26 protein-coding genes and 2 pseudogenes are annotated in these 26016 nt (G+C 40.7%); 1 reads left to right on the top strand and 27 read right to left on the bottom strand.

Going from position 1 to position 26016, the window contains the following annotated elements:
• The first annotated feature begins 86 nt into the window (after nt 1-86).
• A complete protein-coding gene (locus PW220_RS04185) occupies nt 87-440 on the top strand; it encodes a helix-turn-helix transcriptional regulator (protein ID WP_001227347.1) in 354 nt (117 codons plus the stop codon).
• A 59-nt stretch (nt 441-499) separates the two neighbouring features.
• On the opposite strand, the gene PW220_RS04180 is transcribed toward PW220_RS04185, so the two are convergent.
• The 27 genes and pseudogenes from PW220_RS04180 to PW220_RS04050 all read right to left on the bottom strand — a co-directional run bounded on the left by PW220_RS04180 (nt 500) and on the right by PW220_RS04050 (nt 26004).
• On the bottom strand, nt 500-685 hold the full coding sequence (locus PW220_RS04180) for a cysteine-rich KTR domain-containing protein (protein ID WP_011058338.1): 186 nt from the start codon (nt 683-685) through the stop codon (nt 500-502).
• Between the two features lie 100 nt (nt 686-785).
• The gene (tet(M), locus tag PW220_RS04175) at nt 786-2705 is read right to left on the bottom strand and encodes a tetracycline resistance ribosomal protection protein Tet(M) (protein ID WP_148115658.1); all 1920 of its coding nucleotides are present in this window, start codon (nt 2703-2705) and stop codon (nt 786-788) included.
• 15 nt (nt 2706-2720) lie between these two features.
• Nucleotides 2721-2768 (bottom strand): annotated as a pseudogene (locus PW220_RS10350) (hypothetical protein); the annotation flags it as partial.
• A gap of 310 nt (nt 2769-3078) precedes the next feature.
• A pseudogene (locus PW220_RS04165) lies at nt 3079-3294 on the bottom strand (conjugal transfer protein); the annotation flags it as partial.
• Nucleotides 3276-3539, bottom strand: a complete 264-nt coding sequence (locus tag PW220_RS04160) for a GNAT family N-acetyltransferase (RefSeq protein ID WP_105154058.1) — start codon at nt 3537-3539, stop codon at nt 3276-3278. The pseudogene PW220_RS04165 and the gene PW220_RS04160, both read right to left, overlap by 19 nt.
• 495 nt (nt 3540-4034) lie before the next feature.
• Nucleotides 4035-5387, bottom strand: a complete 1353-nt coding sequence (locus tag PW220_RS04155) for a recombinase family protein (protein WP_459565360.1) — start codon at nt 5385-5387, stop codon at nt 4035-4037.
• Nucleotides 5290-6531 carry a recombinase family protein gene (locus PW220_RS04150; RefSeq protein WP_248054456.1) on the bottom strand — a complete coding sequence of 414 codons (1242 nt, stop codon included), beginning with the start codon at nt 6529-6531 and terminating at the stop codon, nt 5290-5292. Before PW220_RS04150 ends, PW220_RS04155 begins: the two co-directional genes overlap by 98 nt.
• 222 nt (nt 6532-6753) lie before the next feature.
• On the bottom strand, nt 6754-8223 hold the full coding sequence (locus PW220_RS04145) for a LysM peptidoglycan-binding domain-containing protein (RefSeq protein ID WP_248054457.1): 1470 nt from the start codon (nt 8221-8223) through the stop codon (nt 6754-6756).
• 6 nt (nt 8224-8229) lie between these two features.
• Nucleotides 8230-8625, bottom strand: a complete 396-nt coding sequence (locus PW220_RS04140; protein ID WP_014636353.1) for a phage holin family protein — start codon at nt 8623-8625, stop codon at nt 8230-8232.
• On the bottom strand, nt 8603-8971 hold the full coding sequence (locus tag PW220_RS04135) for a hypothetical protein (protein WP_044777349.1): 369 nt from the start codon (nt 8969-8971) through the stop codon (nt 8603-8605). Before PW220_RS04135 ends, PW220_RS04140 begins: the two co-directional genes overlap by 23 nt.
• Before the next feature lie 5 nt (nt 8972-8976).
• Nucleotides 8977-9183, bottom strand: coding sequence for a hypothetical protein (locus PW220_RS04130; protein ID WP_044685893.1), 207 nt, complete (start codon nt 9181-9183; stop codon nt 8977-8979).
• Nucleotides 9184-9195: 12 nt separating this feature from the next.
• Nucleotides 9196-13677: a phage tail spike protein gene (locus tag PW220_RS04125; RefSeq protein ID WP_248054458.1), complete on the bottom strand. Its 4482-nt coding sequence runs from the start codon at nt 13675-13677 to the stop codon at nt 9196-9198.
• A 1-nt stretch (nt 13678) separates the two neighbouring features.
• Nucleotides 13679-14401, bottom strand: coding sequence for a phage tail protein (locus PW220_RS04120; protein WP_074414541.1), 723 nt, complete (start codon nt 14399-14401; stop codon nt 13679-13681).
• Complete coding sequence (locus PW220_RS04115) at nt 14398-17256, bottom strand: phage tail tape measure protein (protein WP_248054459.1); 2859 nt, start codon at nt 17254-17256, stop codon at nt 14398-14400. The genes PW220_RS04120 and PW220_RS04115 overlap by 4 nt, the downstream gene beginning before the upstream one ends.
• 182 nt (nt 17257-17438) lie before the next feature.
• Complete coding sequence (locus PW220_RS04110) at nt 17439-17858, bottom strand: hypothetical protein (protein WP_248054460.1); 420 nt, start codon at nt 17856-17858, stop codon at nt 17439-17441.
• Between the two features lie 11 nt (nt 17859-17869).
• The gene (locus PW220_RS04105) at nt 17870-18439 is read right to left on the bottom strand and encodes a major tail protein (protein WP_024416034.1); all 570 of its coding nucleotides are present in this window, start codon (nt 18437-18439) and stop codon (nt 17870-17872) included.
• A 1-nt stretch (nt 18440) separates the two neighbouring features.
• Nucleotides 18441-18767: a hypothetical protein gene (locus PW220_RS04100; protein ID WP_029173170.1), complete on the bottom strand. Its 327-nt coding sequence runs from the start codon at nt 18765-18767 to the stop codon at nt 18441-18443.
• Between the two features lie 6 nt (nt 18768-18773).
• Nucleotides 18774-19142, bottom strand: coding sequence for an HK97 gp10 family phage protein (locus tag PW220_RS04095; protein ID WP_024416036.1), 369 nt, complete (start codon nt 19140-19142; stop codon nt 18774-18776).
• Complete coding sequence (locus tag PW220_RS04090; RefSeq protein WP_024416037.1) at nt 19135-19473, bottom strand: head-tail adaptor protein; 339 nt, start codon at nt 19471-19473, stop codon at nt 19135-19137. Before PW220_RS04090 ends, PW220_RS04095 begins: the two co-directional genes overlap by 8 nt.
• Nucleotides 19473-19730 (bottom strand): head-tail connector protein, encoded by a 258-nt coding sequence (locus PW220_RS04085; protein WP_024416038.1) that lies wholly within the window; start codon nt 19728-19730, stop codon nt 19473-19475. Before PW220_RS04085 ends, PW220_RS04090 begins: the two co-directional genes overlap by 1 nt.
• 2 nt (nt 19731-19732) lie before the next feature.
• Nucleotides 19733-20938, bottom strand: a complete 1206-nt coding sequence (locus tag PW220_RS04080; RefSeq protein ID WP_248054461.1) for a phage major capsid protein — start codon at nt 20936-20938, stop codon at nt 19733-19735.
• 18 nt (nt 20939-20956) lie between these two features.
• A complete protein-coding gene (locus PW220_RS04075) occupies nt 20957-21652 on the bottom strand; it encodes a head maturation protease, ClpP-related (protein WP_248054462.1) in 696 nt (231 codons plus the stop codon).
• Nucleotides 21645-22928 (bottom strand): phage portal protein, encoded by a 1284-nt coding sequence (locus PW220_RS04070; RefSeq protein WP_248054463.1) that lies wholly within the window; start codon nt 22926-22928, stop codon nt 21645-21647. Before PW220_RS04070 ends, PW220_RS04075 begins: the two co-directional genes overlap by 8 nt.
• 323 nt (nt 22929-23251) lie before the next feature.
• The gene (locus PW220_RS04065; protein WP_024411442.1) at nt 23252-23590 is read right to left on the bottom strand and encodes a type II toxin-antitoxin system RelE/ParE family toxin; all 339 of its coding nucleotides are present in this window, start codon (nt 23588-23590) and stop codon (nt 23252-23254) included.
• Nucleotides 23583-23876, bottom strand: a complete 294-nt coding sequence (gene relB / locus PW220_RS04060) for a type II toxin-antitoxin system RelB/ParD family antitoxin (protein WP_105116720.1) — start codon at nt 23874-23876, stop codon at nt 23583-23585. Before relB ends, PW220_RS04065 begins: the two co-directional genes overlap by 8 nt.
• Before the next feature lie 65 nt (nt 23877-23941).
• Nucleotides 23942-25534 (bottom strand): terminase large subunit, encoded by a 1593-nt coding sequence (locus PW220_RS04055; RefSeq protein ID WP_248054464.1) that lies wholly within the window; start codon nt 25532-25534, stop codon nt 23942-23944.
• The gene (locus PW220_RS04050) at nt 25531-26004 is read right to left on the bottom strand and encodes a phage terminase small subunit P27 family (RefSeq protein WP_172042488.1); all 474 of its coding nucleotides are present in this window, start codon (nt 26002-26004) and stop codon (nt 25531-25533) included. The genes PW220_RS04055 and PW220_RS04050 overlap by 4 nt, the downstream gene beginning before the upstream one ends.
• Nucleotides 26005-26016: the final 12 nt, after the last annotated feature.

Below are 26016 nucleotides of genomic sequence, written 5' to 3'. Positions count from 1 at the left end.
ATATAAACCTATAAACCATATAACACGTTTTTCTATACCTGTTTTTAATTCAGTAGGAACAATAAAATGTATAGAGGTGGTCTACTATGCGTAAAAAAGAAGATAAATATGATTTTAGAGCCTTTGGTTTAGCCATTAAAGAAGCTCGATTGAAACGAGGTTTAACTCGTGAACAAGTGGGAGCATTGATTGAAATTGACCCACGGTACTTAACTAATATTGAAAATAAAGGGCAACACCCCAGCATACAAGTTCTTTATGACCTTGTATCGTTACTTCATGTTTCCGTTGATGAATTTTTCTTACCTGCTAATAACTTGGTAAAAAGCACCCGACGATTACAGATAGAGAAATACATGGATAGCTTTACAGACAAAGAACTATCCTTAATGGAATCTTTAGCCAGCGGTATCAACGAAGCAAGAAACATCGAAGACTAATTAAAAGAATCCATACATAACGGAAAGAGCCGATAAAATGAGATTGTATTAATCTCATTTTATCGGCTCTGCGTCTTTGCGTCTGGCTCTGTAATCACAGTTACTTTGAACTGCTTTATTTCAATTAAATTTTCTTGTCTGCATTTCGGACAATAGAGGGGGAATTTTTTTAATTCAGTATCTTCCCTTATCTTTAATCGTGTTTTATTTCCACATACAGGACACAATATCCACTTGTAGTTTATAATAACTATCTCCTCCTTTACACTTTAATTCAAATCTTTATTAAAGAATATTTCATCTTATTTAACAAGAAACCATATTTATATAACAACATAAAATACACTAAGTTATTTTATTGAACATATATCGTACTTTATCTATCCGACTATTTGGACGACGGGGCTGGCAAACAGGTTCACCGGTAGTAACATGGTACCCTTTTAACTCTGTTAAACAAACACTACGTCCATTTGTAAAGAAAGTTAAATCACTACGATATTCTTGAATACACCGAGCAGGGATTTCTCCACTAAGAATGACCTCATTATTTTTCAGTTGAGTATTTACGATATTTGCACAATATTTGGGAGCATCGTTATATGCTCGTGAAAGATATTCTTGTGGTGCATAAATTTTAAAACTAAGATATGGCTCTAACAATTCTGTTCCAGCTTTTTTTAAAACTTGTTCCAATACAATAGGAGCAAGCATCCGAAAATCTGCTGGGGTACTAACAGGGCTATAGTATAAGCCATACTTAAAACAGATTTTACAGTCCGTCACATTCCAACCATACAATCCTTGTTCACAGCCATATCGTATCCCTTCCATAACTGCATTTTGAAACGATTGATTTAAGTATCCAAGAGAAACCGAGCTCTCATACTGTACTCCGCTCCCTAATGGAAGCGGTGCTACAGAAAGACCAATGGAAGCCCAGAAGGGATTCGGTGGCACTTCGATGTGAATGGTATACTCTGCTTTTTTTAACGGTCTTTCCATATAAATGACTGTAGGCTTTTTTATTTTTACCTCCACATGATACTTTTCTTGCAATAGAGCACAAGTCACTTCCATTTGTACTTTCCCTAAGAAAGAAAGTATGATTTCATGTGTCGTAGAATCCACATAATATTGTAGAAGCGGGTCACTGTCGGAGATTTCTAAAAGTGCATCAAGTAACATTTCCCTTTGTTGAGGTTTGCTCGGTTCAACAGTTGTTTGCAGCAGAGGGAGCGGATTTTCAATTCTCTCTCTCTGTGGCAATAGCTTTGTATCTCCAAGAACACTATTTAGCTTCAAAAACTCATTTTGCAAAATAACAATTTCCCCGGAATAAGCCTTATCAATTTTACATAATTCACCATTTATTGAAGTATACATTTCTGTAATTTTTATTTTTTCCTTTTCCGATATTCTAACCGAATCCCGCAAATGCAGGATTCCGCCATAAAGGCGTACATATGCAAGACGTTGTCTTTCTTCCGAATATTCAATTTTGAAGACATTTCCGCAAAGTTCAGACTTCTTTCTGTATGTTGATGAATAAAATTTATTCGTTATCACTTCTATAAGCTGCTCAATCCCTATGTTGCTTTTTGCGCTTCCATGATAAACAGGGAACAGAGAACAATTCTGAAATCTTATGCTTTCCTCTTGTTCGAGTTCCAATGCTTCTAATGATTTACCGGACATATATTTCTCTAAAAGGTCATCGTTTCCCTCTATTACCGTATCCCATTGTTCAGATTCGGTAAAGTTCGTCACACACATATTAGGATACAGTTCTACCTTCTGTTTGATTACAATTTCGGCAGAAAGTTTCTCTTTAATATCCTGATAAACCGTTGATAAATCAATTCCATTTTGGTCAATCTTATTGATAAAAAAGATTGTGGGAATCCCCATTTTCCTAAGTGCATGAAATAATATACGAGTTTGTGCTTGTACGCCATCTTTTGCAGAAATCAGTAGAATTGCCCCATCTAAAACTGATAATGAACGATATACTTCTGCTAAGAAATCCATATGTCCTGGCGTGTCTATGATGTTCACCTTCGTATTTTCCCACTGAAAAGAGGTTATTCCTGTCTGAATTGTAATTCCTCTCTGACGTTCTAAAAGCGTATTATCCGTCCTCGTTGTACCTTTGTCCACGCTTCCTAATTCTGTAATCGCTCCACTGTTATATAATAAGCTTTCTGTTAAGGTAGTTTTTCCTGCATCAACATGAGCTAAAACTCCAATATTAATAATTTTCATGTGATTTTCCTCCATTCAAAAACCCAAAAGGGCATAAAAATCCCAGTGATAAATACTTTTATCACTGGGATTTTTATGCATAACCATAGGTATACAAAGCATACAGATATTCTCTGGATACTTTAGAATCACATGATAAAGGTATTCTTAAACTGGGTACAAAAAACTAAGCCCTCCTAAAAAAGGACATCTAATTATTTTTTCCCGCTATCAAATTGACAGTTTATTTAAGAATACCTTGCCGCATATTTATTAACTCCTTTTAAATAGTCACTTAAATAATAGCACGTAAGAGCATATTTGTAAAGGAATCTCCAATTTTTTATCAAAGAGAGTACGTGATTACAAAATAGCTATAACCATGTACTAAAAGTTATTTTATAATCTTCCAGTTATTTCCTAATTTTTCTAGCACCAAATCAAATTGAGATACTTGCGTTGCTTTGGTCTGCTGGTCGAGATACTTTACTGTCAGTGATACCGTGACTTGATTATCTTTACGATTGTAGATAGGATTCACGAGTTCTTGAAAAATATAATCTTTTCCGATAGATTTCAAAATACCATCATTCACATAGTAAGAAAGTTCCCCCTGCCGTATGATCCTACATAAAAACTAACCTTTTTATCCAATACTACAGCAAGATTTAAGCTCGAGTTCTCCTCTAATTTGTTATTTTTAATTTTCTTTTCGAACTCTTCTTTATCTTCAGTATTCCATTCATCTTCTAAAAGATATCTACATACATCTGCATCAGTATAAATCTCAAAAGCATCTTCGATATCATCTGATCTAAACGGTCGTATATTTAATCGCTTTGTGTTCAATATCATTTATCTTCTCCTGCTGTTTTCCCATTAATTTTCTACATCTTAATTATACTAAAATTCTGCGCTATTATATCATACCCTCAAAGTCTTTTACCAATCACAAAAAGCCATATCAAATCTTTCAAAAGTACTTTGTTTTCCGCAATTAGTGCAGTTTGTTTTTGTTAAAAAAATTGTTGTCATTCTACTTTTCCTCTTCAACATTAATAATCACATATCGCATTTCCTGTATATTCAACCATTACAATCTCCTATTTTTAATTTTAGTAATTTATATAGAAAAACATATCTGTAAATGTCTTTAATATTCTTAATTAACTATTATTTCTATTCAAAATTCAGTAGCATAGATTTGCTACTATCATTAAATACAAAGTACAATCTTACTCATATTTCTCTTCATAACTAAAATGAATACTCCCTAAATTATATCACAAAAACGCAAAAAAGGCTGTAACAACAATGGCATCCCACTGTCATTACAGCCTTTCATCTACTTTATAAGCCCACCTCAGTTCCTTCCAGGAATCGAACCGTAATCTCTCCATCAAGTCCTATCCTGATATGGTCTAGCACTCGGCAGATGTCAGAGGGGTTGAAGTCCATCTGCTTCTGCTTAAGCAAGTCACTCAATGCCATGCTGTAGTGCTTGTCAAGCAGTAGATTCTCTGCTAAGATTTTCTCCCACTTGCCATCAAGCAAGTCGATGTTCTCGCTTAATAGCTCTAATGCCTTTAAGAAAATCTGCTCAAGTGTCGCCTCATCCAAATGGCTACTGTAACACCCTTCCACTCCCTTAATGCGATAGCGGTTGTTACATTGCCAGACCTTGCGTTTACCTCGGCTGGTTGCCCAATTCTTCCGCCCAAAGGCTGACCCGCAGGCTCCGCAGAACACCTTGGTGGTAAAGGGGTTGTCCTGACTCTGCATGATATAGGACTTGAGCTGGTGTTCCTCTCGGTAGGTTTTACGCCTGGCGATTTCCAGTTGAACTGTCTCCCAAGTCTCCTCATCAATGATGCCCTCATGGCTACCTTCCACATAGTATTGGTTGACCTGGCCATCATTTTGAACTCGTTTCTTAGTCAGAAAATCAACGGTAAAAGTCTTTTGTAATAAGGCATCACCTTTGTACTTTTCATTTTGAAGCATTTTCTGTATAGCACTAGGATACCAATTTGCCTTTCCTGTCCAACCAGGTATTTCATTGTCATTCAAATACTTAGCTATGGACTCGGGACTATACCCCTCTAAGTATTTCCCGTATATTAATTTAACTATTTCGGCTTGCTGAGGGTTAACGATAAGCTTACCATTTTCATCCTTGTCATAACCCATGAACTTTGTGGTATTCACCCGAACTTCCCCACGTTCAAACTTCTTACGAATTCCCCACGTCGCATTCTCTGAGATAGAGCGTGACTCATCCTGTGCTAAGGAAGAAAGGATTGTAAGGAGAACTTCACCTTTGGAATCCAGGCTGTCAATATTCTCCTTTTCAAAAGTCACACCAACACCCAGTTCTTTCAGCTCTCGGACGTATTTGATACAATCAAGGGTGTTTCTGGCAAAGCGACTGATCGACTTGACCAAAATCCTATCCACCTTACCAGCCTTACAATCTTGTATCAAGCGATTAAAAGCATCGCGTTTTTTGGTATTGGTTGCTGAGATGCCCTCATCCGCATAGATGTCAACTAACTCATAGTCCTCGTGTTTAGAGATAAACTCTCGGTAATAATTAACTTGGTTTTCATAACTTGATAGCTGCTCTTCTTGGTCGGTGGACACTCGGCAATATGCGGCTACTTTGATTTTCTTCCTGTCCTGATGAAGAACACTGGTCTGCACTTTCTTGGCCGGTATAACTGTAATACTTTTCCCCATTTCTATCCCTTTCTATTACTGTAACAGGTGAGGTTATCTCCCAATTTGAAATATCTACTTCTGGCACTCGCATCCCCTGACAAGTTACTTTGCCTTCTTTTATGTATTTGGAACAGCACCAAACAATTTTTTTCTTGTAAGAAACTTGTCTCTTTAAAGTCGAACCACAATGCTGACACTTTAATAACCCCGTAAATTTATAGGTTTTGTTTCTACCTTTTTGCCATCTTCTACTGCTTAGTTTGTCCTGGACTGTTTGCCAATCCTCCATGGAAATAATAGCTTCATGATTATCCTCTATAAAATATTTTTCGAGTTCACCCTGATTCAATTTTTTAGGACCATTCACACCATCGTGAAAATACTTCTGCAATAAGACCGAACCATTGTATTTTTCATTGCTTAACATTTGACGGATTGTGCTGTCATGCCATTTAGCACCTGTAACAGTCGCAACGCCCTTTTCATTTAACAGCTTGGCAATACGGTGAGTACCATACCCTTCAAGGTAAAGTGCAAATATTTGCCTGACTATCAAAGCTTCTTCTGGATTGATAATCAATTCACCATTCTCGTCTAAATCGTATCCTAAGAATCGCTTGGTGTTAATGACTAGCTCACCTCGTTGGAACTTCTTTTGAAATGCCCAACGTTGATTGCCACTCATACTCCTTAACTCGTCCTCTGCGATACTAGCTAATACCGAAAGCATCACTTCCCCCTCACTTGAAAGGGTATGAATGTTTTGCTCCTCAAAGAATATGTCTACTCCTATTGCCTTCAGTTCACGACTAATTTCAAGAACTGTAACCGTATTTCTGGCAAAGCGTGCAATTGACTTGGTATGAATAACATCAATCTTACCTCTACGACAATCTTCAATCATAGCTTGAAAATTTGGACGATTATCCTTAGAACCAGATATACCTCTGTCATGATAAACACCTATAAAATCAATATCGTCTCTAATAGAATACAGGTTTTCAAAATACTGCTTCTGATTTTCTAATGAATCTAACTGACTTCCATTAGTCGTCGAAACTCGAATGTAGGCACAGACCCTCTTCCTATGTTTTTGTCTATTGACTCTAATCTTCTTTACGGACATTTACTCTCCTTCCTATGTAATGGCACACTATATATCACTCTAAAGGGAATATTAGTCAAGTTATCAGACCAACTATTTCGACCTGATAAATTTATGCCACAGTTCATGGAATACAAATATTCCTCCTACCTTACTAGGTAGGTTTGGGAGTAATTTTTCCGCGCTTTTTGAAAAAAAGGCAAAAAAATAAAGCCTGATGTTTCCACCAGGCTAATAATATAATTATGAAATTCTAAACCAACCTACAACTTTACCCAGTTTAACTGTTCCAGTTGAATCGTAAAGTGAGCCATCCGCCATCCATTGACGTTTCACACGACGAGTGATACCACCGCCACCAATTTCCAATTGGTCATTGATTCCGTTCCTATTATGGTCAGAATATCCATCAATATTCTGTTCCACGCCATCTATACTTTTTCCATCTGAATCCGTTACACAGACACCAATGTGACCATATACCAAACCATCCGTCTGAATGACATAGAAATCACCTGCTTTAGGATTCACACCCCAAGCATCGTAGATGACTTGGAAACCATTTGATTTTGCTTTCTTCAAACAATCAATGGCATTAGTATAGGACATATTCTTATCCGTAAGTTCTTGAACAATCTTATCTACCAAGGCAACACACTGTCCACCATAAGGGTTAGATGGAACGGTCACCTTTTGACCGACCTTAGATAAAGCTGACGCAACCACACGACTTGCAACACTGGTTGGAATAGCGGTTGTTGTCCTTGAAACTGCGTTGACCTTTAGAGTTTGTCCAACTCTTAAAATATCCGTCTTCTTCAAGCTATTTACCGCAAGAAGAGCATCTACTGATAAACCAAACTTCCGAGCAATACCATAATACGTATCCCCTTTCTGTGCTTGATAGGTCTGCTCACTATGGCCTTTAGTTGTTCCTTCTACATCCTGCTCAAGCACCCATGACTTGATTCCATCAAGTAGATAAGCTCTCTTACTGTTGGACTGGTGAACATTTTTTACTTGGAGGATTTTGTAGGTTCGCCCCTTGACCCAGTTAGCGATTTTCTGACCAGTCTGATAATGAGTCGCATGAGGCAACACCCTAAGACTATCACCAACAAGATAGATTGGTTTTGTAGGAGTTCCTGAACTCCCAGCGATTGAATTGGGGGGCGAGGGAACTATGGTCTTGACCTCAACTCCTGTTATTGCTGCCACAAGACCTTTCGCAATGTCCTCTTTCTTGGTTTCAAAAATCGCCATGTCATGTTCATTATCGATGAAGGCAATCTCCACCAAACGATAGGTATATCCACGACTCGCTGCTTGGTTGGCATTATAGAGCCAATCTACCTTCTTAATGCCACGATTTTGAAAGTATCGTGAAAGGAGAGATAGGATAGCCATATCTTCCTTGTCTGCTTCTAAAGAAGATTGAATCAAGACTTCTGTACCCTTAGCACTACCATTAAAGGCATTGAAGTGCAATTCAGTAATCGAGTCGTATCCCTTACCAATACTAGTAATACTCCGATAATCATAAACATTTTGTTCGGTAATAAAATCAATCTGTTGTCCACTGTACTTAGACATTAACTTGGCTAATTCTCGAACCTTTCCTGCTTCTGTGATGCCTAGTTTGGTATTCACTGCTCCAGGATCATAGCCTGTTCGCCCCTGTCCATGACCACAAATGACCAGATGTTTTCCCATATCTTCTCACCTCTCGTTGATTTGTTTTAAGATTGCTTGTAGTTTCTCAGGTATTGGTAGACCAATTCGAACAGTATTTTCTAAGATACTTAACCCCTCATTACTGAGATAAAAGAAAATGACCATGGTTCGAATTGTTCCACCCTGCTTGATAATAGCTGTATCAATCAGATGACCTAGTGAAACTAAAAATAAAATGGCTATCTTTTTAAAGATGCCACGAAAACCGATACTACTTGACAATTGTTTCTCTACAACCGCCGCAAAAATTCCTGTTAGATAGTCAATAATAATGAAGACAAGTAGGGCATATAAGATACCATCTAACTCTCCAAATAGACTACCAATCAAGCCTCCAATCATGGAAAATAAAATCTTATTAAGAGTTAATAGTTCCTTCATCGGTCACCTCACTTTCTAATGAACCTTCCTGCACAATGGTGGGGTCTGACCAATCCGGTTGACCGTTCTCATCAAACCGCATCAGATAAAAACAATCATGGAATAAATCAGAAAGATTCAGAGTTAATGTGGTACTGCCCCACTGATTAAAAGCCCAAACTGTTTCTGTTGTAACCAACTGCCGCTTTCCATTTTTTATGGCAGGTCGCCTTATTTCTTCAAGATACATGTAAAAATCCTGCTCTGCTGTCTTACAACGAATGAACTCTCCATTCTTACGCATATATGCGAGAGCTGTCTCCAAATCAAATGGTTCTGTTACTTTGTCAATATTGAGAAGTGCCATGATTACTATTCTCCTTTCCCTTCTTCAGGTTTTGTCTGAACTTCTAACAGCTCAGTCAATTCCTGTTTTTCTTTACGCAATAGGCTAAGTTCCTCATCCCTTTCCACCAATTGGATGGCAATGAGGTTCTTAGCGGTAATCTCATCAGATAGCTTGGAGACAAGCTCCTGGATGGTTAATTTTAATGATTGGTTGATTTGTTCTAGATTCATCTGTGAACTCCTTTATTTAATCGTATCCCATGTCAAGATGACATCACCTCGACCAGTGATGTTTATTAAGTGTTTAAAATTGTGATTGAATTGATGAAGTACGTCTTTCAAGCTGACATAGGTTGTCCCATTTCGATAGATGCGGATATCTCCGATATTCAGAATAGAACTTGGTCGGTCAGAGGCTTTATAGGCATCAATACTCAGCCGGTTAGGCAACGTTACTATTTCCCACCCATCTGGATTGGTATATGGAGCACTAGCTAAACGTACCTTATCGCCTACCACATCAATTTGGTCGGTATCCGTACCGTTCCATGCTCGAATCCCTACAAAGCCACCGTCATTGGCATTCCAGTTGTTCCATCGATTCGAACCGATAATGGTTACACCACATGGCTTACCGTTTGATGTTCCTGTCTCAAAGGAAACCCATTGGTGGGGATATCCACTAACCTCACGAGAAATGGATGGAGAGTTGGTATAGAACTTGATGTTTCCAAGTGATAGATTGATTTTCATAGCTCCGTTGATTGCTGACAAGATTCCACCAGAAATGTTGTTGGCAGATAGGGTTACTGACTGCACTTGGGTTATAAAGGCTGATTTGGCAAATAACTGCTTAAGATAGGCTTCTGTTGCCATAAACTTGGTAAAGAATGCTTGGTCAACCTTTAACTTATCCGCAGTGATTGCTTCTGCTCCAATTCGAGCTGCCGATATGATACCTGACGTAATCTTGCCTGCATCAAGACTGGCAATCTTACCGCTCGCAATTACTCCATCTTGGATATAGGTTGTGCCTGTAATTTGGACGAGTTTTCCATCAATCTTGACTGTGCCATCCTTATTGAGATTGAGCTGACTCAGGACTGTTCCTGCACTGGTCAGATTTCGAACCGACCACGCCCCTGCAAGTGTTGAAACCTGAGTTTGAATGGCATTAACTGCCGCCGTTGTCGCTCGACTTGTTTCTAGATTGCCAACTCGTGTCACAATTCCAGTAGTCGTTTGAACAACCTGACTGATTTGATTGGTGTGATCTCCAATTGTTCGAGTATGACTACTTACAGTATCCCGCACTTCATGAAAGGCGGTTACTGTCGTAAAGTCGTCTAATGACGGTGTCCAATAGTCTGGAAAGATATCACCAGTTGATACCATTAAAGCTCTTACATGGAACTTACCAGTTTTAACTCCATCTATTCTGACTTGAAGTTCAAATCCTTTAGAATGTTGGTACATCTCTTGCGTGACGGTAGAGGTTAGTTTGATTAACCGATAATTGTTACCAGTTGTCAGATTGCTGCTCCATTTATTGTAGAAAGGGTGATACAAATTCCAGTTGGTCCATGTCCAAGCATTTTGACTATCCAATATTGGACCTTGAAGTTTCATAGTACGTGTCGTCACCGCAGGGTCAAATGTAATCTCATCCGCTGAGACATGAACATATAAATGAACTTTTGATCCAACATAGATACCACTACTATCTCCAAATTGAACTCTTCCTAAAGAGGCTATCCAGTTACTATTGGTATTTATCGTCTGATAAGCACTCCATCTGTCTGAAGTACCAGCTATTAAGTTGCGATGCGAAACTGAGGTAGGGATTCTGCTTTCCGTTTGACTGATTCGCTGGGTAAAACTATCATAGGTGGTTCTAACCAAATTCTGCACACTAGTTGTCGTCGCATAGGGCTGGAGAGAACTGCTGGTTAGATAGCCACGACCCATAATATTTGAATCGACCTGTGACTTGGTTTGGTAGCCTTTTGAGTTAATTGCAGATTCAACTTGCGTACTCGTCAGTCGTTGTTCGATTTGCCCAGCCTGTGTTCGGATAGTGGTTTCCGCACTTGCTACTCGACCGCTCAAATTATTAAAATCCGTCTTTGCGACTTTCTGTGAGATGGCATCATTGGCAATAGTTAGCTCAGACTTGGTCTGACTAATCATTGTCGCATTGCTAGTTGCTTTTGAAAGGGCTGCTTCTGCCGTAGATTTCACACCGTCCACAAAGGTCTTGTCAGCTTTAAGTAAAATGGACTGGGTCGTTTGATTAATACTTGTCGTATGATTCTCAACTGTACTCTTGAGATTGTCATAGTCCATTTTAGATACTTTACTAGCCACATCACCCAACAATTGCCTGATTTGGGTTTCAGCATTCATCATTTTATTCTCAGTATGAGTAAGCTTTGTAGACAGCTGAGTTTGGCCCTCAGCTGTCTGAGTAATTAGTGTTCTGGTTTGACTGAGATCTGTGATTAAGTCTTCAGGAGCAGGTGACCAGTCAGTAGGCATAGAAGAAAGTTCAAACTTTGGTCTTCCAGCTAAGGCATTTCCTCTGACTTGCACAAAAAGATTGAGCTTTGCTACACTAACAACCGATACACCATCAGGAATACGAACCGTTCGGTATATCCGCTCGCGAGGTTGGGTTGCTGAAACAACTTTATAGCAGTTTAGATAGAGAGGATTGCCATTGGATAAAGTCAAGCGTAGCTCGCATCCTATCCTAGACTGTCCTCTTTCATCAGGCGACAGATTTTCCCCCTTGATATCAACGCTGATCGTCACAAACTTCCCTGCCTGTGCATAGTCGATAAAGTCCGAAGCACTATCCAGAAACTTACTCCCGGATGTAATATAAGTATCACTTTTTAGTATGTAATTTCGACCACCAAAATCAACTGGAATCTTAGCTATGGTCTCTCGAATCTCAGTCGTTATCCGATTCCCCAATTGCGTAATAGACGACTCGGCAGTTTCGATTCTCTGTTTCGCTTGGTTAAAATCACTGGTTTTAACACGCTGAGAAATTTGGTCTGCTTGTACTTGAATCATGGACTCTGCACCGGTTACTCGACCAGTCAGACTATCCACCAGTTGCTTACTCGCAAGGAGCTTTATATCCTCCTTGGTTTGTGACAGATTGGTACTGACAGTAGCCAACTGTCCACCCAACAGTGATTTTGCTACATCAACCAATCGACTAGCCTCAGAGATAGCTTGTGATTTTGCTGTCGCAATCTTTATCTCAGTTTGACTACGCTCCGTTACAGTCAAGCGGTTAGCCTCTTGAATGGCATCAAGCTTGGCTTGTTCTGCCCTCCTGAGGGCTTCAGTCGCCCCAGTTTGAGCCTGTTCTGCTTTTTGTTTGGCTTCTGTAGCTAGGTTGGTGTTAACCCCAGCCTTTGCCAATAAATCACGAGTTGTGAGTTGCTGCTCCTCTTCCTGTTGTCGCATCTGTTGGTGAATAGTTGAAAGTTCACTATCAATGCTAGCCTTTAATCGATCCGAATAGACCTCCCCACGACTTTGAGCCTGTTCGATAGCGTTATCGATAGCTACTTGACGTTTCTCAAATTCTGCATCAAATGCTCTGTTGGCATTCTCAAGGGCAATTTCAATGGCAACATCCTCACTCCGCTTATTCCCATCAAGGAGATTATTTGCTAGGGTAGTCAAGCTACCGCCAGTTTTACCTGTTCCGATACTTGCCTTATCATCAAATGTGATAGAGCGGTAATTTTTAGCTAAAGGATCATAATCATAGGCGATGGCCTTCTTCCTCACATCAATGCCGTGTAGCTTGCTTTTTAAAGTTACGGTATCGCCTAGATGAACCGTTTGACCATCTAACTCAAATGCCTCAATGATGATGGCATCTTTTGGCTTATCAATTCCCTCTAAGCGAAACTTGCTACTAGCCCACTCTATTAACTCTTGACGAGTCCTGACATGATTATTAGTATAGGTCACTTCATTAATGAATGGATAGGAGTTTATCAGTGGACTGTCTACTGTGACTCGAAGTACAGTTTCCCTATCCTGCCCCTCCTGTTTGAAGCTTGAAGTGGCATGGATACGAGTGATAATCTGTGAACTTTCTTTTGTTCTCTGATACTTTTTTAAATTATAGTGAGTAGAAATGACCACCCCACGGTCTTGTCCTCGCTCACCCTTTATAGTTAGGGCAAGATTATCACGAACCAGTTCCCCCTCCCAAGTTCCAATAATAGAATGTTTGCCATCCAACAAGCTGGAGTAAAGCGTCTGTTCCTTGTCCGTTGTATAGGTTCTGTTCTTGACAATGTCGCTGGTAAAAGAAAAATCTCCCAATGGAGACTTGCTTGCCATGACCATGCTTGATAGAGCTGTTGCACAGGGTACCTGTTCACACCTAAATGGCGATACTAATCTAGTCATGATGTCATCTGATATGTGATAGGCCACAACTTCAAGACTGGTGTCTCCTTCGATGACTTTCTTAATCCGAAACAACTGGTGTCCCAATACTGGAACTGGGCTACGAACGAGGTAGTCCTCTTTTAACTCTCGAAATAGTCCGCTATCTGTGATCGGATAGGTAAAGTTCAGGACAAAATCTCCATTCAATGTTTCTTTGACGCTTGCCTTAATGGTCTCTGGGAGTGGTTTCCCATGCCATTTTGCCGTTCGAACAGTTTTGTCTAATAAAGATAGCACTCTATGCCCACCCCCAATTCATTTCTATTGTTAATGATGTGATGCCAGCACCTAAGACAATTCCAACTGAGTCATTTCTGCCTGCATCAATGGAGATAAAATCACCAGACCATTTTACAGGCTGACCTCTTTGTGTCTTAAAACTTGGCTGAATAGGATTATTATCCATAATGAGTGTTTCTTGTAATCGCTCCAAGCGGATAACATCATCCCCAATCGTAAAGCTAGTTTCACCACTTGAGTTGCCGCTTATGGTAATCTTTGGAAAAGCAATGGCTGAACCTTGACTTCTCAAAGTACCACTAGTGCTAAACACCTGCGAGGTCGTCGTTTTGAACCACTTGGTTGGGTGACAAGAAAAGGTAACCTTAAGCTCATACACCCCCAGCTTATCCTTTTGAACCGGAGTATGGTGAACTTTGTAACACCAAAAGCGTATGGTCTTGAAACTAGCGTTCTCAAGCCAAAATCCTTCTTTCAAAAATAGCTTCAAAAATGAAAATAACTGTTCTTCACTAGGTTTAACAAGATATAGGGTGTAGCTCAGTTCCATGACGCTTCTGCGAGGATTGGTTTGAAGAACCGCTCCTGACAGACCTTGGTGTTCTATCAATTGCGTCTTACTTTCACTTACTGTGATTGAAGGACTATCTTCCACGATTACCTTAAAAGGAAAAGAACTCGTGGACACTCCACCAATGGTTAATGCATTGTGTCTAATCATGGTTTCACTCCTCTCAATCCTTGTTGACGTTCTAATTCATACACAAGTTTTTCTCCAACCATCTCCGCTAGTCGGTGAAGGTCAGTCTCTTCTCTTACTGTGTTACCTGTAATAGTGATGTGAATGGGTGGTAGATTGCTTGTCATGGTCTTTGCGATTCCTCGACCAATGGCACCCAAGGTTTGTTCATTCAAAGGCAACACCGCTTCTTTTCCTGCTTCACCACCAACCATCAGGCTATTGCCATTCATTCCAAATGCGGTTGGTTTGGTTAAGATACCTCCCTTGGCATACCAATCAATAGAAATTCTTGGAATACCACCCTTCAACCAATCAAGAGGATTGGCAGATCCTGACACCCTAAAGTGAGGGAGGGGAATATGCGGCCAACGAATTTGGAAGTTGAAGAGATTTTTGATGGCATTAATAGCGTTACTTACGGCATCTCTCGCTCCATTGATGGCATTTGAAATGGTATTCTTGACACCATTCCAAACGGATGATACCGTGCTTGAAATGCCATTCAAGACACTAGAGACCGTGTTTCGGATACTGTTCCAAATATTGGAGACTGTTGAGCCGATGTTAGATAAAATACTGGATATGGTCGATTGGATTGCTGTCCAGACGGAAGAAACAACCGAACTAATGGCGGACAGTAAGTTTGCAATGGTATTTTTGATACCTGTCCAAGCAGTTGTGATGTACTGGGCGATGAAGTTTAAAGCTAATGAAATCAGGGACTTTATTCCCTCCCAAGCCGTAGCTAGAACTTGTTTAATGGTTTCCCAAGCGCCAGTCCAATCACCAGTGATAACCTGCATGACTGCCTTGATGATACCAAGTACCACATTGATAGCAGTCTCGACCACAATCTTTATCATCTCCCAAGCGGCTGTAATGATGAGTTTGATATTCTCCCAACTTGCTTGGATGAGCGGTCCAAGTATAGTCATCACCGTTTGAATAACCGTAGTGATGGCATTCCATACCGTGGTTGCAGCATTTAGAATCAATTGTTGGTTTTCAGTCCACCATGTGGTTAGCGTTCCCCAGACGGACATAACAAAACTAGAAATCTGCTGGATGATCATGGACAGAAAGGCATAGATACTATTCCAGATTTCCGTCACAGCCGTTCGAAAGCCTTCGTGATTCGTCCAGAGTTCTTTTAACCCAACAATCAATAAGGTAATGGCAGCTACAATACCAACAATAATCCCCACAATCGGCAAAAATGCCGTTATCATTCCAACAACGGTTGTCCCCATAGCGGCTGCCGCAACCTGTAAGCCCAAGAAAACAGGAAGTAACATCCCTACCACGGCTAAAATACCTGTGAAGATAATGACGACTTCCTTGATGGGACTGGTTAAGTTGGTAAACCAAGTCGCTAGTTGACTAACAATGTCTGCCAAACTTTGAAAGACTGGAATAAGCATCTCCAGAATCGGTTGACCGATTGCTGCTAGAGCATTAGTTCCAGACTGTCTTAAGTTACCCAGAACGTTTTCCAGTCCGTCTGATTCCCTTGCAGCTTGTCCCAAGGCTCCAGAGAGTTCATTGCCGTCCTCTACCATTTGAAGGAGGGTTAACTGCTTCTGAGCTTCTGATAGTTCATTGAAGGACTTTCCATAGAGCTTGTTCGCCGCTGCATTACGAGTGGTTTCTGTCGCAGAAATACCTAGAGCTGCGTCATTTTCATAGTTTCCTTTGAGGAAGGACTGCAGGTTTTCGGTGACTTCTTCGATGGATTTGTCGTAAAATGCTGCCCCATCAGCCGCTGCTCTGGTGGCACGAGTGGTCAGATCCAAAGCCTGAGCCGTATCCATTCCAGAGGTTTTGGCAAAGGAAGCCATCTGAGTGAAGGAGCCTTGAAGACGCTCTGGAACAATGTCCATCTCTTCCCCAATCTTATTGAGGGCATCCTTAGCAGCATTCTCCATATCCCCAAATACGGTAGAGAATTGGGCATTGCTGGCTTGAAGTTGAGCTGCCGCAGACATGGACTCTGTTCCGACTTCGAAGATTTTCTGAGAGATGTCTGCTAGCTTCTCACTGGTCGCTTGAAGTGCCTCAGCCCGAATGGTGTCAGACATGGCTTTCATGCCATCTTGAGCACCATCCGCAGAGGATTTGGTATCATCCATCTCGTTGTTCAGGTTATTGAGAGCGGTCTTTGCTTGGTTCAACTCAGCTTCCATCTTATTGGCTTCAATGGAATTCTCACCATATTCACTCTTTGTCAGGGCTAGTTGCTTTTCGAGATTGGAAATTTGTTTAGAAACAATTTCTGACTGTGCTCCTATCTTTTGTTGGGCTATGGCATTGCGTTCTGCTTCGGAACTATTGGATGACAAAGCACTTTCTTGTAACTCAAATTGAGACGTGACCTTGTTCATCTCACTTGCTAACTGCCCCTGCTCCACTTGGAGTTTATCTAATTGTTGAGCCGCTGAACTACTTGCTCGACCGTGATTCTCAAGTGTTGATGACACATCAGCTAACTTAGTTTCATAGGACGTTAGCAGCCTTTGAGTAGTTTCCACCTCACGTTGAAAGGCACGGTACTGGTCTGCCCCAATATCCCCAGCCTTAAATTGAGCTTCCACCTGTGATTGGGCTTGACGGAGCGTTGCCAATTTTTCTTTGGTTGTCTCGACTTGTTTTGCCAAGACTTCCTGCTTTTGAGTAAGGAGGGTGACATTGCCTGTATCAAACTTGAGAGCCTTATCAATCTGTCTTAGTTCTTTGGTAGCTTCAGATGCTTGTTTGTTCACACCCTTTAGGGCATCTTGTAAGGGTTGGGTATCGCCACCAATTTCAATTGTAATCCCCTTTATGTTTCCAGCCATAGTCCCTCCTTTCTACCATCAGAAATTATCAAAATCAGCTTGAGTTGCCGGGCGTGTTTGAGAAGTTTCTCGAGTACGCATCTCCACATAGTCCGTTTGATAGTCAAGTGCCATTCCAATAGAGATATGTTTTAAATCGTCAATGGTCAGACCAGTCTCCTTACAACAGGAGAAATAACTCTCTACTGTGAAGATTTCTTCACTCGCTGTTTCTGTTTCATCTGCTTTTTTCTGGTTGACATCCCTTGGTTCAACATATTCATCAAGACAGGGGCTACTTCCTGAACTGGAAATTCCTCCAATTCCATGAAGAAATCCACAAAAGGTTTCACACGAGGATTGGCAGATTTGGCAAAAACCCAAAAAAGACGATGGAAAAAGGTCATATCAAAGTCAGATAAGATAGACACATCAACCTGACTTGCCTTGAGTTCTTCCCCTTCCTTCAGCTGGTCTAGCTTATCCAAGATAGCTTGACTATTGACCATAGAAAAGAGATCTTGGAAATAGTCCTTACCAAACTGCTCTTTATAAGCAATTGGTGTGTAGGCATTGGTTGCTAACTCGTAGGTCGCGCCTGCTATGGTAATACTTTCTCTCATTGCCTTCTCCCTTACTTACGAGGTTCAAAAACTGCCTTGAACCAGTTTTGACGAATCTCATCACTCGTTTCCTCCGTTGTACGTCTACGTACAACCTTATCAAGTGGACGAGGACTGGCAGTAAAGGTCAACTCTACCTCATTGATATCTGAACCAGACTTGGTTTTTGAACCAACAGTCGGACGAGATGCGTAACAATAATACAAAACGTGTAAGGTTTCTTTTTTATCCCCTTCAAAACGGAACATCAACGCAAAATTTTTCTTTTCGCTGTTTGCGATCTCTGAAATGGTGTTTGTCGTCGCATCCAACTGTTCTCCAAGGACTCGTGTCAAAAATTCCTGCGTTAGAAGGGCAACTTTTAGTGTTCCTTCATAACCATCATTTGACTCTGTTGTATAAAAATTGATATTGTCTGCCTTATAAGAACCCTTATCTCCTGTTGGTTCAAGGGTTAATTCTGCAGCACCACGAAGGCGTTCTACATTGCCGTATGTCAACGTACCATCAGGACCTTCGCTTGTAACTTCTGCCCAATGGACATCTTGTAGTCCAAAGGTGACCTTATTCTTTTCAGCCATATTATCCTCCATGTAATGTGATGTAATAGGTTATTTGGTAGAGTTTCTCTGATGAGATATAGGTCTCTACTTTTTCAAAATAAATAAGGTGGCTGTCAAATAATGACTCCACCTTTTGTTCAGTTGCTAAATCTTTCTTAGTGGTATAGAGTTCCACTAGCAGGTTATTCTGCTTATGATAGGTCCAATTGTCTGCACCATGATTTTCTGAATCAGTCACCAAATATACTAGATACGGTGGTCTTGGACGACTCCCTTCTTCAAAATGATGGTAGGCGAGTGGGAGCTGTAATTCTTTGAGAATGGAGTACATTTCGCTCAGTAACATGTCATATCACACTCGCTTTCTCAGCTTTTCTTCTAAGGATTGTATTGCTTGTTTCTCAACAGGTGCGATATGCTTAATTCCCTCAACTCGCCCACCAGAGCTTTTGGCATGACCATTTTCTAATAGATGCGTCAGGCCTGGTGTTCGATTATGAATGGTTTTGGTTAGACCTGTACTGGTATCAATCGTTGCTTTACTCTTCCACCCTTTGGCATAAGATCCACTCTTTCTAGGTGACGTTGCTTTCAAGGTTTCGATGGATTCCTCAGTGACTTCCTCTACAACTTCACGCATCACCTCTGTTGTATCCTCTACAAATTCCGCCAGCTCATTAGCGATGACAGTTTCTAGTGCATCTAGTTCAATTCTAGTCATAACTCTCCTCCCTAATGGCGACGATGTAAATCAGTTGCCTTGGCACTGTATCTCCATCAATAGACTCAATCTCATAGGTTTGACCACGAAATTGAATGCGAGTCGTTAAGGAATGAAGTCCAAGAATTGCTTTTTCGTATCTGAGGGTGAACTGGACTTTCTCTTGTTCCAGTTTCGTCACACTCCCATCCCTTTCGGTCAAGGTGAGAGGACGACAAGAGCACCACCGGTCAAATAAAGGTATCCATGTCGAAGTTTCATTGCCAATCTCATCTTGAACAATCTGTCGAATCTGAAATGACAAGCGTTCCCTCAACGGTGCAATCTTCATCAGAACACATCCTTTCGTTCGGCCAACAACAAATGATAGAGAGTCTCTTTCAACTCCTTATGATTGGCATCTTCTCTGTGTTCATAAAGATAGGCAACCCCATATAGGATTGCCGTCTTTAGAACTTCTGAATAAATTGATTGTCGCAAAATATCTTCACAGAGTTGTTGACTGGTTTCAAGTAACTGCTCAATCAGCCCATCCTCATCCTCGTGTTCCACTTTGAGATATTGTTTTGCCTCTGCTAAACTAACCATAATTACTTAGCCTTCACGGTTAATGTCTTCACGGCTTCAGGTAGGACTAACTTACCATCAACACGTTGTGAAGCAAGAAAACCAATCTGTCCATTATTGGCATAGAGTTCGTTCAAACGTTTGAAGGTACGACCCTGACGATCCGCAATCCAATAATAAGAAAAATCACCAAATGCAATGGCCTTGTTTCCTGCTTCAGGAAGTGGAGCAAAGGTTGATGTATAGTATGGACGATTTAGAATCAAATCTGGTTGTCCAGCTTGAGTGGATGGCTGCCAAATGTAATTGCCATTATTATCTTTGAGTTTACGGATAGCTTTGACAGTCGTATCATGTAAAATCCAAACTGCGTTCTTACGATATGGTGCTGGTAGAGAATGATACAATTCAATCATGTCATCAAAGGTAATATCCTTTGTAGCAGTCGTCGGACCTGTAACTTCTGCCTGAGTAAAGATACCTGTCGGTTTCTTAGAACCATCCCCAATCAAGAATGACTTTTCTTCTTCCGTTCCAATACGTCGAGCAAATTCTGCTGTCATATAGGATTCAAGGTCAAAGACTGAATCGTTTAGCAACTCTTCTGAAATGCGAATGGCAGTACCAATCTTATGAGAGTCAAGAGTCACCTGACCAAAGGTTTCTTCTGTTTCTGGATATAAACCATTTTCATCCATCCATGAGGCTGATCCATGTCCAGTCACAACAGGAATCTTTCGCTCACCACTAGATGTTTTGATAACAGTCGCAAGGCTACGGAAGAAATTCTCTTCTTGTAATCCTTGAACTAGTTTCTTCTCATACTCATCAGGAACCAGATGACCACCTTCGGTATCTTCCCCAACTCGAAGGACGTCTTTGACATCAAAGAAGTGACGCTTACGGACACTTGTCCAAAAAGTCTTGGCATAGATATCTGAAGCCACACCCTTCTTTTCCTCTTCAGTAGTCTTGTCATTCAGAACTGTAGTGGGTTGCCCAATTAAAGCCTGTGAGGCTGGTTGAGCAAGTTCAAGGTCAATCTTTTCTTGTCGCTCCAACCGGGCAATCTCTTGATTGTAGAGGTTGATTTTTGCTTCCATGTCATCATAGCGTTTAGAATCCTCCTCTGATACCAGTCCGTCTTCTGAGCGAACAGAATCAAGGAAGGTTTTTGCTTGTTGCCAAGCTTGGTTACGTTTTTCTTTCAATTCAAGTAATGTAGACATCAGTTCATTTTCCTTTCGTTATTTGAGCAAATTCAATCGTTTTTCCAACTGATTGATAGGGATTGTTTTCTTTGGTTGTTGGACTTCAAGTTTCGCCTGCATTTTTACAAGTAAATCTTGTTGGGCAGCAGTTCGACTGAAAGAATAACTCTCAATATCCATTCCATGTTCCCCTTGTTTGTCAAAGAGAATCTTGTCCGCAAAGCCCAGTTCAACAGCCTTTTTGGCATTGAACCAAGACTCTGAGTCCATGAGGTGTGATAGCTTAGTTCTTGAAAGTCCTGTTCTTAGTTCGTAGGCATTGATGATGGATTCCTTAATTTCTCCTAACATTTCAATGACCTTCTGCATATCCTTGGCTTCACCTTGTGCCACAGTCCAAGGGTTGTGAATCATCATCATGGCAACTGGACTCATAGAAACCGTTGTACCTGCCATGGCAATGACACTAGCAGCACTTGCGGCTAAGCCATCAATCATTACATGGACATCACCTTTGTAATCCATCAGCATGTTATAGATTTGAGCAGCCGCAAAAACATCACCCCCTGGACTATTAATCCAGAGGGTGATGTCTCCGTTTCCTGCATGTAAATCATTTTTAAATACTTGTGGCGTGACTTCATCGCCAAACCACGTCTCATCAGCAATCTGTCCTTCTATACGAAGTGTTCGACCACTATCATCTTCTGTAAAATTCCAAAACTTATGCATCCATATCCTCCTCAGATTGAGTTTCTTGTTCTGGCGGTTCTTGTTTCATAAAGCCACCTGCATCCTTCAGTTTCGTCATGTTTCCATTTATCAAGTAGAGATTGCCACCTTCCTCATCTGAAAGGAGGTTCAAGTCCTCAAGTTCACGAATATCATTTGTCGATAGCCAGCCATTTTGTCTCCCAATCGCATAGCCATTCATTCGACTCTGATAATCACCACGAAGAAGACCATCCACATTAAACTTCACAAAGTGGGTTTTCTTTTCTTCAGGTAAAAAAAGAGACCTCTTGAAAGCCTGTTCGAGACGAACTACCCAAGGGTCTAAGGTATATTTTACAAATTCTAGAGATTGTTGCTCAATGTTTGAAAATGAGGATTTCTCCAAGTCACCAACCATATGAGGTGGAATGCGGTAGAGCCTTGCAATTTCATTGATTTGGAATTTTCTTGTCTGAAGAAACTGAGCTTCTTCAGGTGGTATGCCTACTTGAGTGTATTTCATCCCTTCCTCTAGGACTGCCACTTTATGGGCATTGGTTACACCATTATAGACTGCATTCCATGAATCTCTCACTCGTTTGGGATCTTTGAGAATGCCTGGGTGTTCCAAAACGCCACCTGGATTTGCACCATTCTTAAAGAATGAAGCTCCATAGTTTTCCGTAGCCAATGTCATACCGATAGCATTTTTAGCAAGGGCAATTGGAGAATAACCTATCAAGCCATCAAAACCCAGACCAGGAACGTGGAGAACATCTTCTGCTCTCAAGATAGCATCACCCTTTTCCTTAAAGTTTGGATTTTCTTCTGACTGACGCTTGTATTTGTAATATAGCTTTCCGCTCTCGTCACGATGAACAGACATCTTATCTGGTAAGAGTGGGTAAAGACTGATAACTTGTCCACTCCTATCTCGGATAATCTGGACATAGGCATTGCCCCATATCAATAGATGGGTCATCAAGGTTTCTCTAAAGACAAAGGATGACATCTCAGGGTTAGGTTCGTCATGCAAGAGAAAATAAAGGGGATGTTCCACCTTTTTCTCCTTTCCAGTTGCCGTTCTCTCATAAACATGAATGGGTAGTGAAGCTACCGCTTCAGCTAAGATGCGGACACAAGCATAAACAGCTGTCGTCTGCATAGCTTTAAACTCATCCACATTCTCCCCACTGGTCGTTCGTCCAAACAGATATGAAAAGTCCTGACCTTCATAAGTATTTCGTGGTTTATCTCTAGCCCGCTTACGTCCCAATAAATCTAGTAGTCCCATAGTTCCTCCTTTTAAGTACGAAAAAAGCACCTCCCCTTTGGAGATGCATTGAATTGAGATATGAAATTTCAACTAACATCATTACAATTTACTGTTCTGTGCAATAGTCAACATTCCTATTTTGCCAACTCTCTAAAAGCATCAATATGGCGTGAAAAAACCGAAGTTGTAACATCATCCAATGTTGATTGTTCAACAACTGTAGGTGTTGCCTGTTCCATATCTAATAGACAATAACAGTCATCAGATTTATTTATGGGAATATTATTTTTTATAACCACTGAGAATACCTTTTCCTTAATTTTCGCATAGAAAAATGGCCGTTATTTATTGAATAACTTAGCCCAATTTTGCTTAGAGTTCAAAATCCTTGCAACATAAACCTCATGGTTATCAATGTAATAAAAAGCTAGATAATTCTCGATTGGCATATATCGGTACCGTTTGCCATCATCTGTCAATTCCCCGTAACCACGACTAGACACCAAAGGACATGCTTCAGGAAAGGTCTCTAGAGTTTCAAGTGCAGTTAGGATAAGGTCTAGTTTGCTGTCGGCAGATTGTTGACTATAGAAATTATGTAAAATATAGTCATGAATCCCTCCTAAGTCCCTTTTGGCTTGATCCGTAAGGGAAACATGGTATCGTTTATGATTATTCAAGACCAAATTCCTTTCTCACATCAGCCAAAGATGTTAGTTTCCCTTGCTCAATTTCTTGATGGCCAATTAGAATTTCCTTTTTCAAGTCTTCAAAAGCAACTTGATACTGCGTCTCTTGTAAATCACTGTTTACGAACTCCTGGGGATCAACTGCTCCAGTCGCAATTTTACGAAGAGCAGCATTGAAGATATCAGACAGAGTCAGCTTTTCATCTGCTAAAATTTCTTTAGTTTGTTTATAAAAAGTTGAATCTGCTCTAAAGTTGACGGGCTGTGTGCTTGCCATAGTTCTTACCTCATTGTAAAGATGATTTGTAAATACATTCTATCATGCTTACCTTATAAATTCAACTAAAAACTCAAAATTCCACGTTCATCATACACACTTCCTTCATCGGTTTGGTGACGAATACAACGATCCAGTCCCATAATGAGTGCTACAATACCGTCAATCTTCTCGACTGACTTTTCCTTATCAGGCTTGATATTACCAGCAGGGTCTTGTCTCATGACTACGTTTTGTCCCATCCATTTCAGAACTGGATGGCCACCATGTTGAATCTTGCCTTCCATCATAAGTTTATATAGTTCCTTTGATGGTGGACTCATATCCTTGTACCCCTGACCGAAAGGCACCATGGTCAAGCCCATTCCTTCTAGATTCTGAACCATCTGTGTCGCATTCCAACGGTCATAGGCTATTTCCTTAATATGATAGATTTCCGATAAGTCTTCAATAAACTTTTCGATAAAACCATAGTGAACAACATTCCCCTCTGTAGTTTTGATGTAGCCCTGACGCTCCCAAACATCATATAGAACATGGTCACGTCGACATCTCAGTTCCAATGTATCCTCAGGTAGCCAGAAAAATGGCAGAACGATATAATTCTCTTCTTCAAATCTAGGAGGGAACACCAAAACAAAAGCTGTAATATCGGACGTACTAGAAAGGTCTAAACCTGCATAACAACTACGCCCCTTGAGGCTATCATATTGGATAGGATCATTTCCCTTTGCATAAACATGTTCTGGAATCCAAGCAACACTTGAGCTTGTCCACATATTTAGTCGGAGTTGCTTAAAGACATTTTCTTCTGCTGGGTTATCAAGTGCCTGTTGGTAGGCTTCTCTAACACGGTCAATCCCAATAGTATGCCCTAGTGAAGGGTTGGCTCTTCTCCAGTTTGCTTCATCATTCCAATCATCTTCATCGGATAATCCATAAACCACAGGATAGAATGACGTGTCCTTCTTTCTACCATTCAAAATATCCAATGCTTTAGTATGCAATTCATAACAGATGGAGTTCCTATCCGTTCCAGCTGTTGTGATAATAAAAAAGAGGGGTTGTTCCCTTGCGTCTCCTGACCCCTTGGTTAATACATCATACAAATGACGATTAGGCTGAGCGTGGATTTCATCAAAGACCAAGCCAGATACGTTTAGTCCATGCTTTGTCCCAGTCTCTGCTGAAAGAACTTGGTAAAACCCAGCGTTAGAATAATTTACAATACGCTTGGTAGCACCCATTATCTTAGAACGCTTTTCCAAGGGGCGACTCATCTGCACCATCTGCTTGGCTACATCAAATACGATTGACGCTTGGTTTCGGTCACAAGCCGCACCATAAACTTCTGCACTGGCTTCATTATCCGCATAAAGTAGATAAAGAGCGATAGCCGCTGCTAGCTCAGACTTACCATTCTTCTTTGGAATTTCTATATAGGCTGTTAAGAACTGACGGTTACCATCTTCTTTCACAATCCCAAATAGGTCACGGACAATCTGTTCCTGCCACGGCAACAAATCAAATCGCTTTCCTGCCCACTTGCCCTTTGTGTGGGAGAGATTATTGATAAATGTTACTGCCCTATCAGCCTTTGCCTTATCATAGTGTGAGGTTGGAAGCATGAATGGACTTGGTTCATAATGATAGCTCATAAAATTCCTCCTAACAAATCTTCCATTTCATCACCAGTACCAACTTCTGAATCCATCGTTGCTAGACGGTTACGAGCTGAAGGTGTCAAACCAAATTGTTCACAGAATTTAAGCATGATTTTGAGGTTAGTCTGGCTGATAGAGACTTGAGGGACTTGTTGGAGATAGCCGTTCGGAGTTTTGATAATGGAGCCATGCTTGGAAAGGAACTCTTCTGCCTCTTTCCAGCGAGCGTAGGCTTGACAATATCCTGCAAATGCAGTCATGTCCATTTCGGTTAAAATTCCCATCTGTTCGAGAATTTTTCCCATCCGTTTCCACTCCTTCTTTGCATCTTCTTCAAGCCACTGTGGGCAACGTGGGGCTTTTTGTTTGGGTTTGACTTCATTCGTAGGGAGTGGTCGCTTACCAGGATTTCCCTCAAGTATTTTCATATTCGTAGGCTTTGGTTTTCGCCCCCTGATTGCCACAATCTCACCTCC

The organism is Streptococcus sp. 29892 (assembly GCF_032594935.1).
Taxonomy (GTDB): domain Bacteria; phylum Bacillota; class Bacilli; order Lactobacillales; family Streptococcaceae; genus Streptococcus; species Streptococcus hyiners.
Note: the sequence above shows the minus strand (reverse complement) of the source record. Positions and strands in the feature narration are given on the sequence as shown.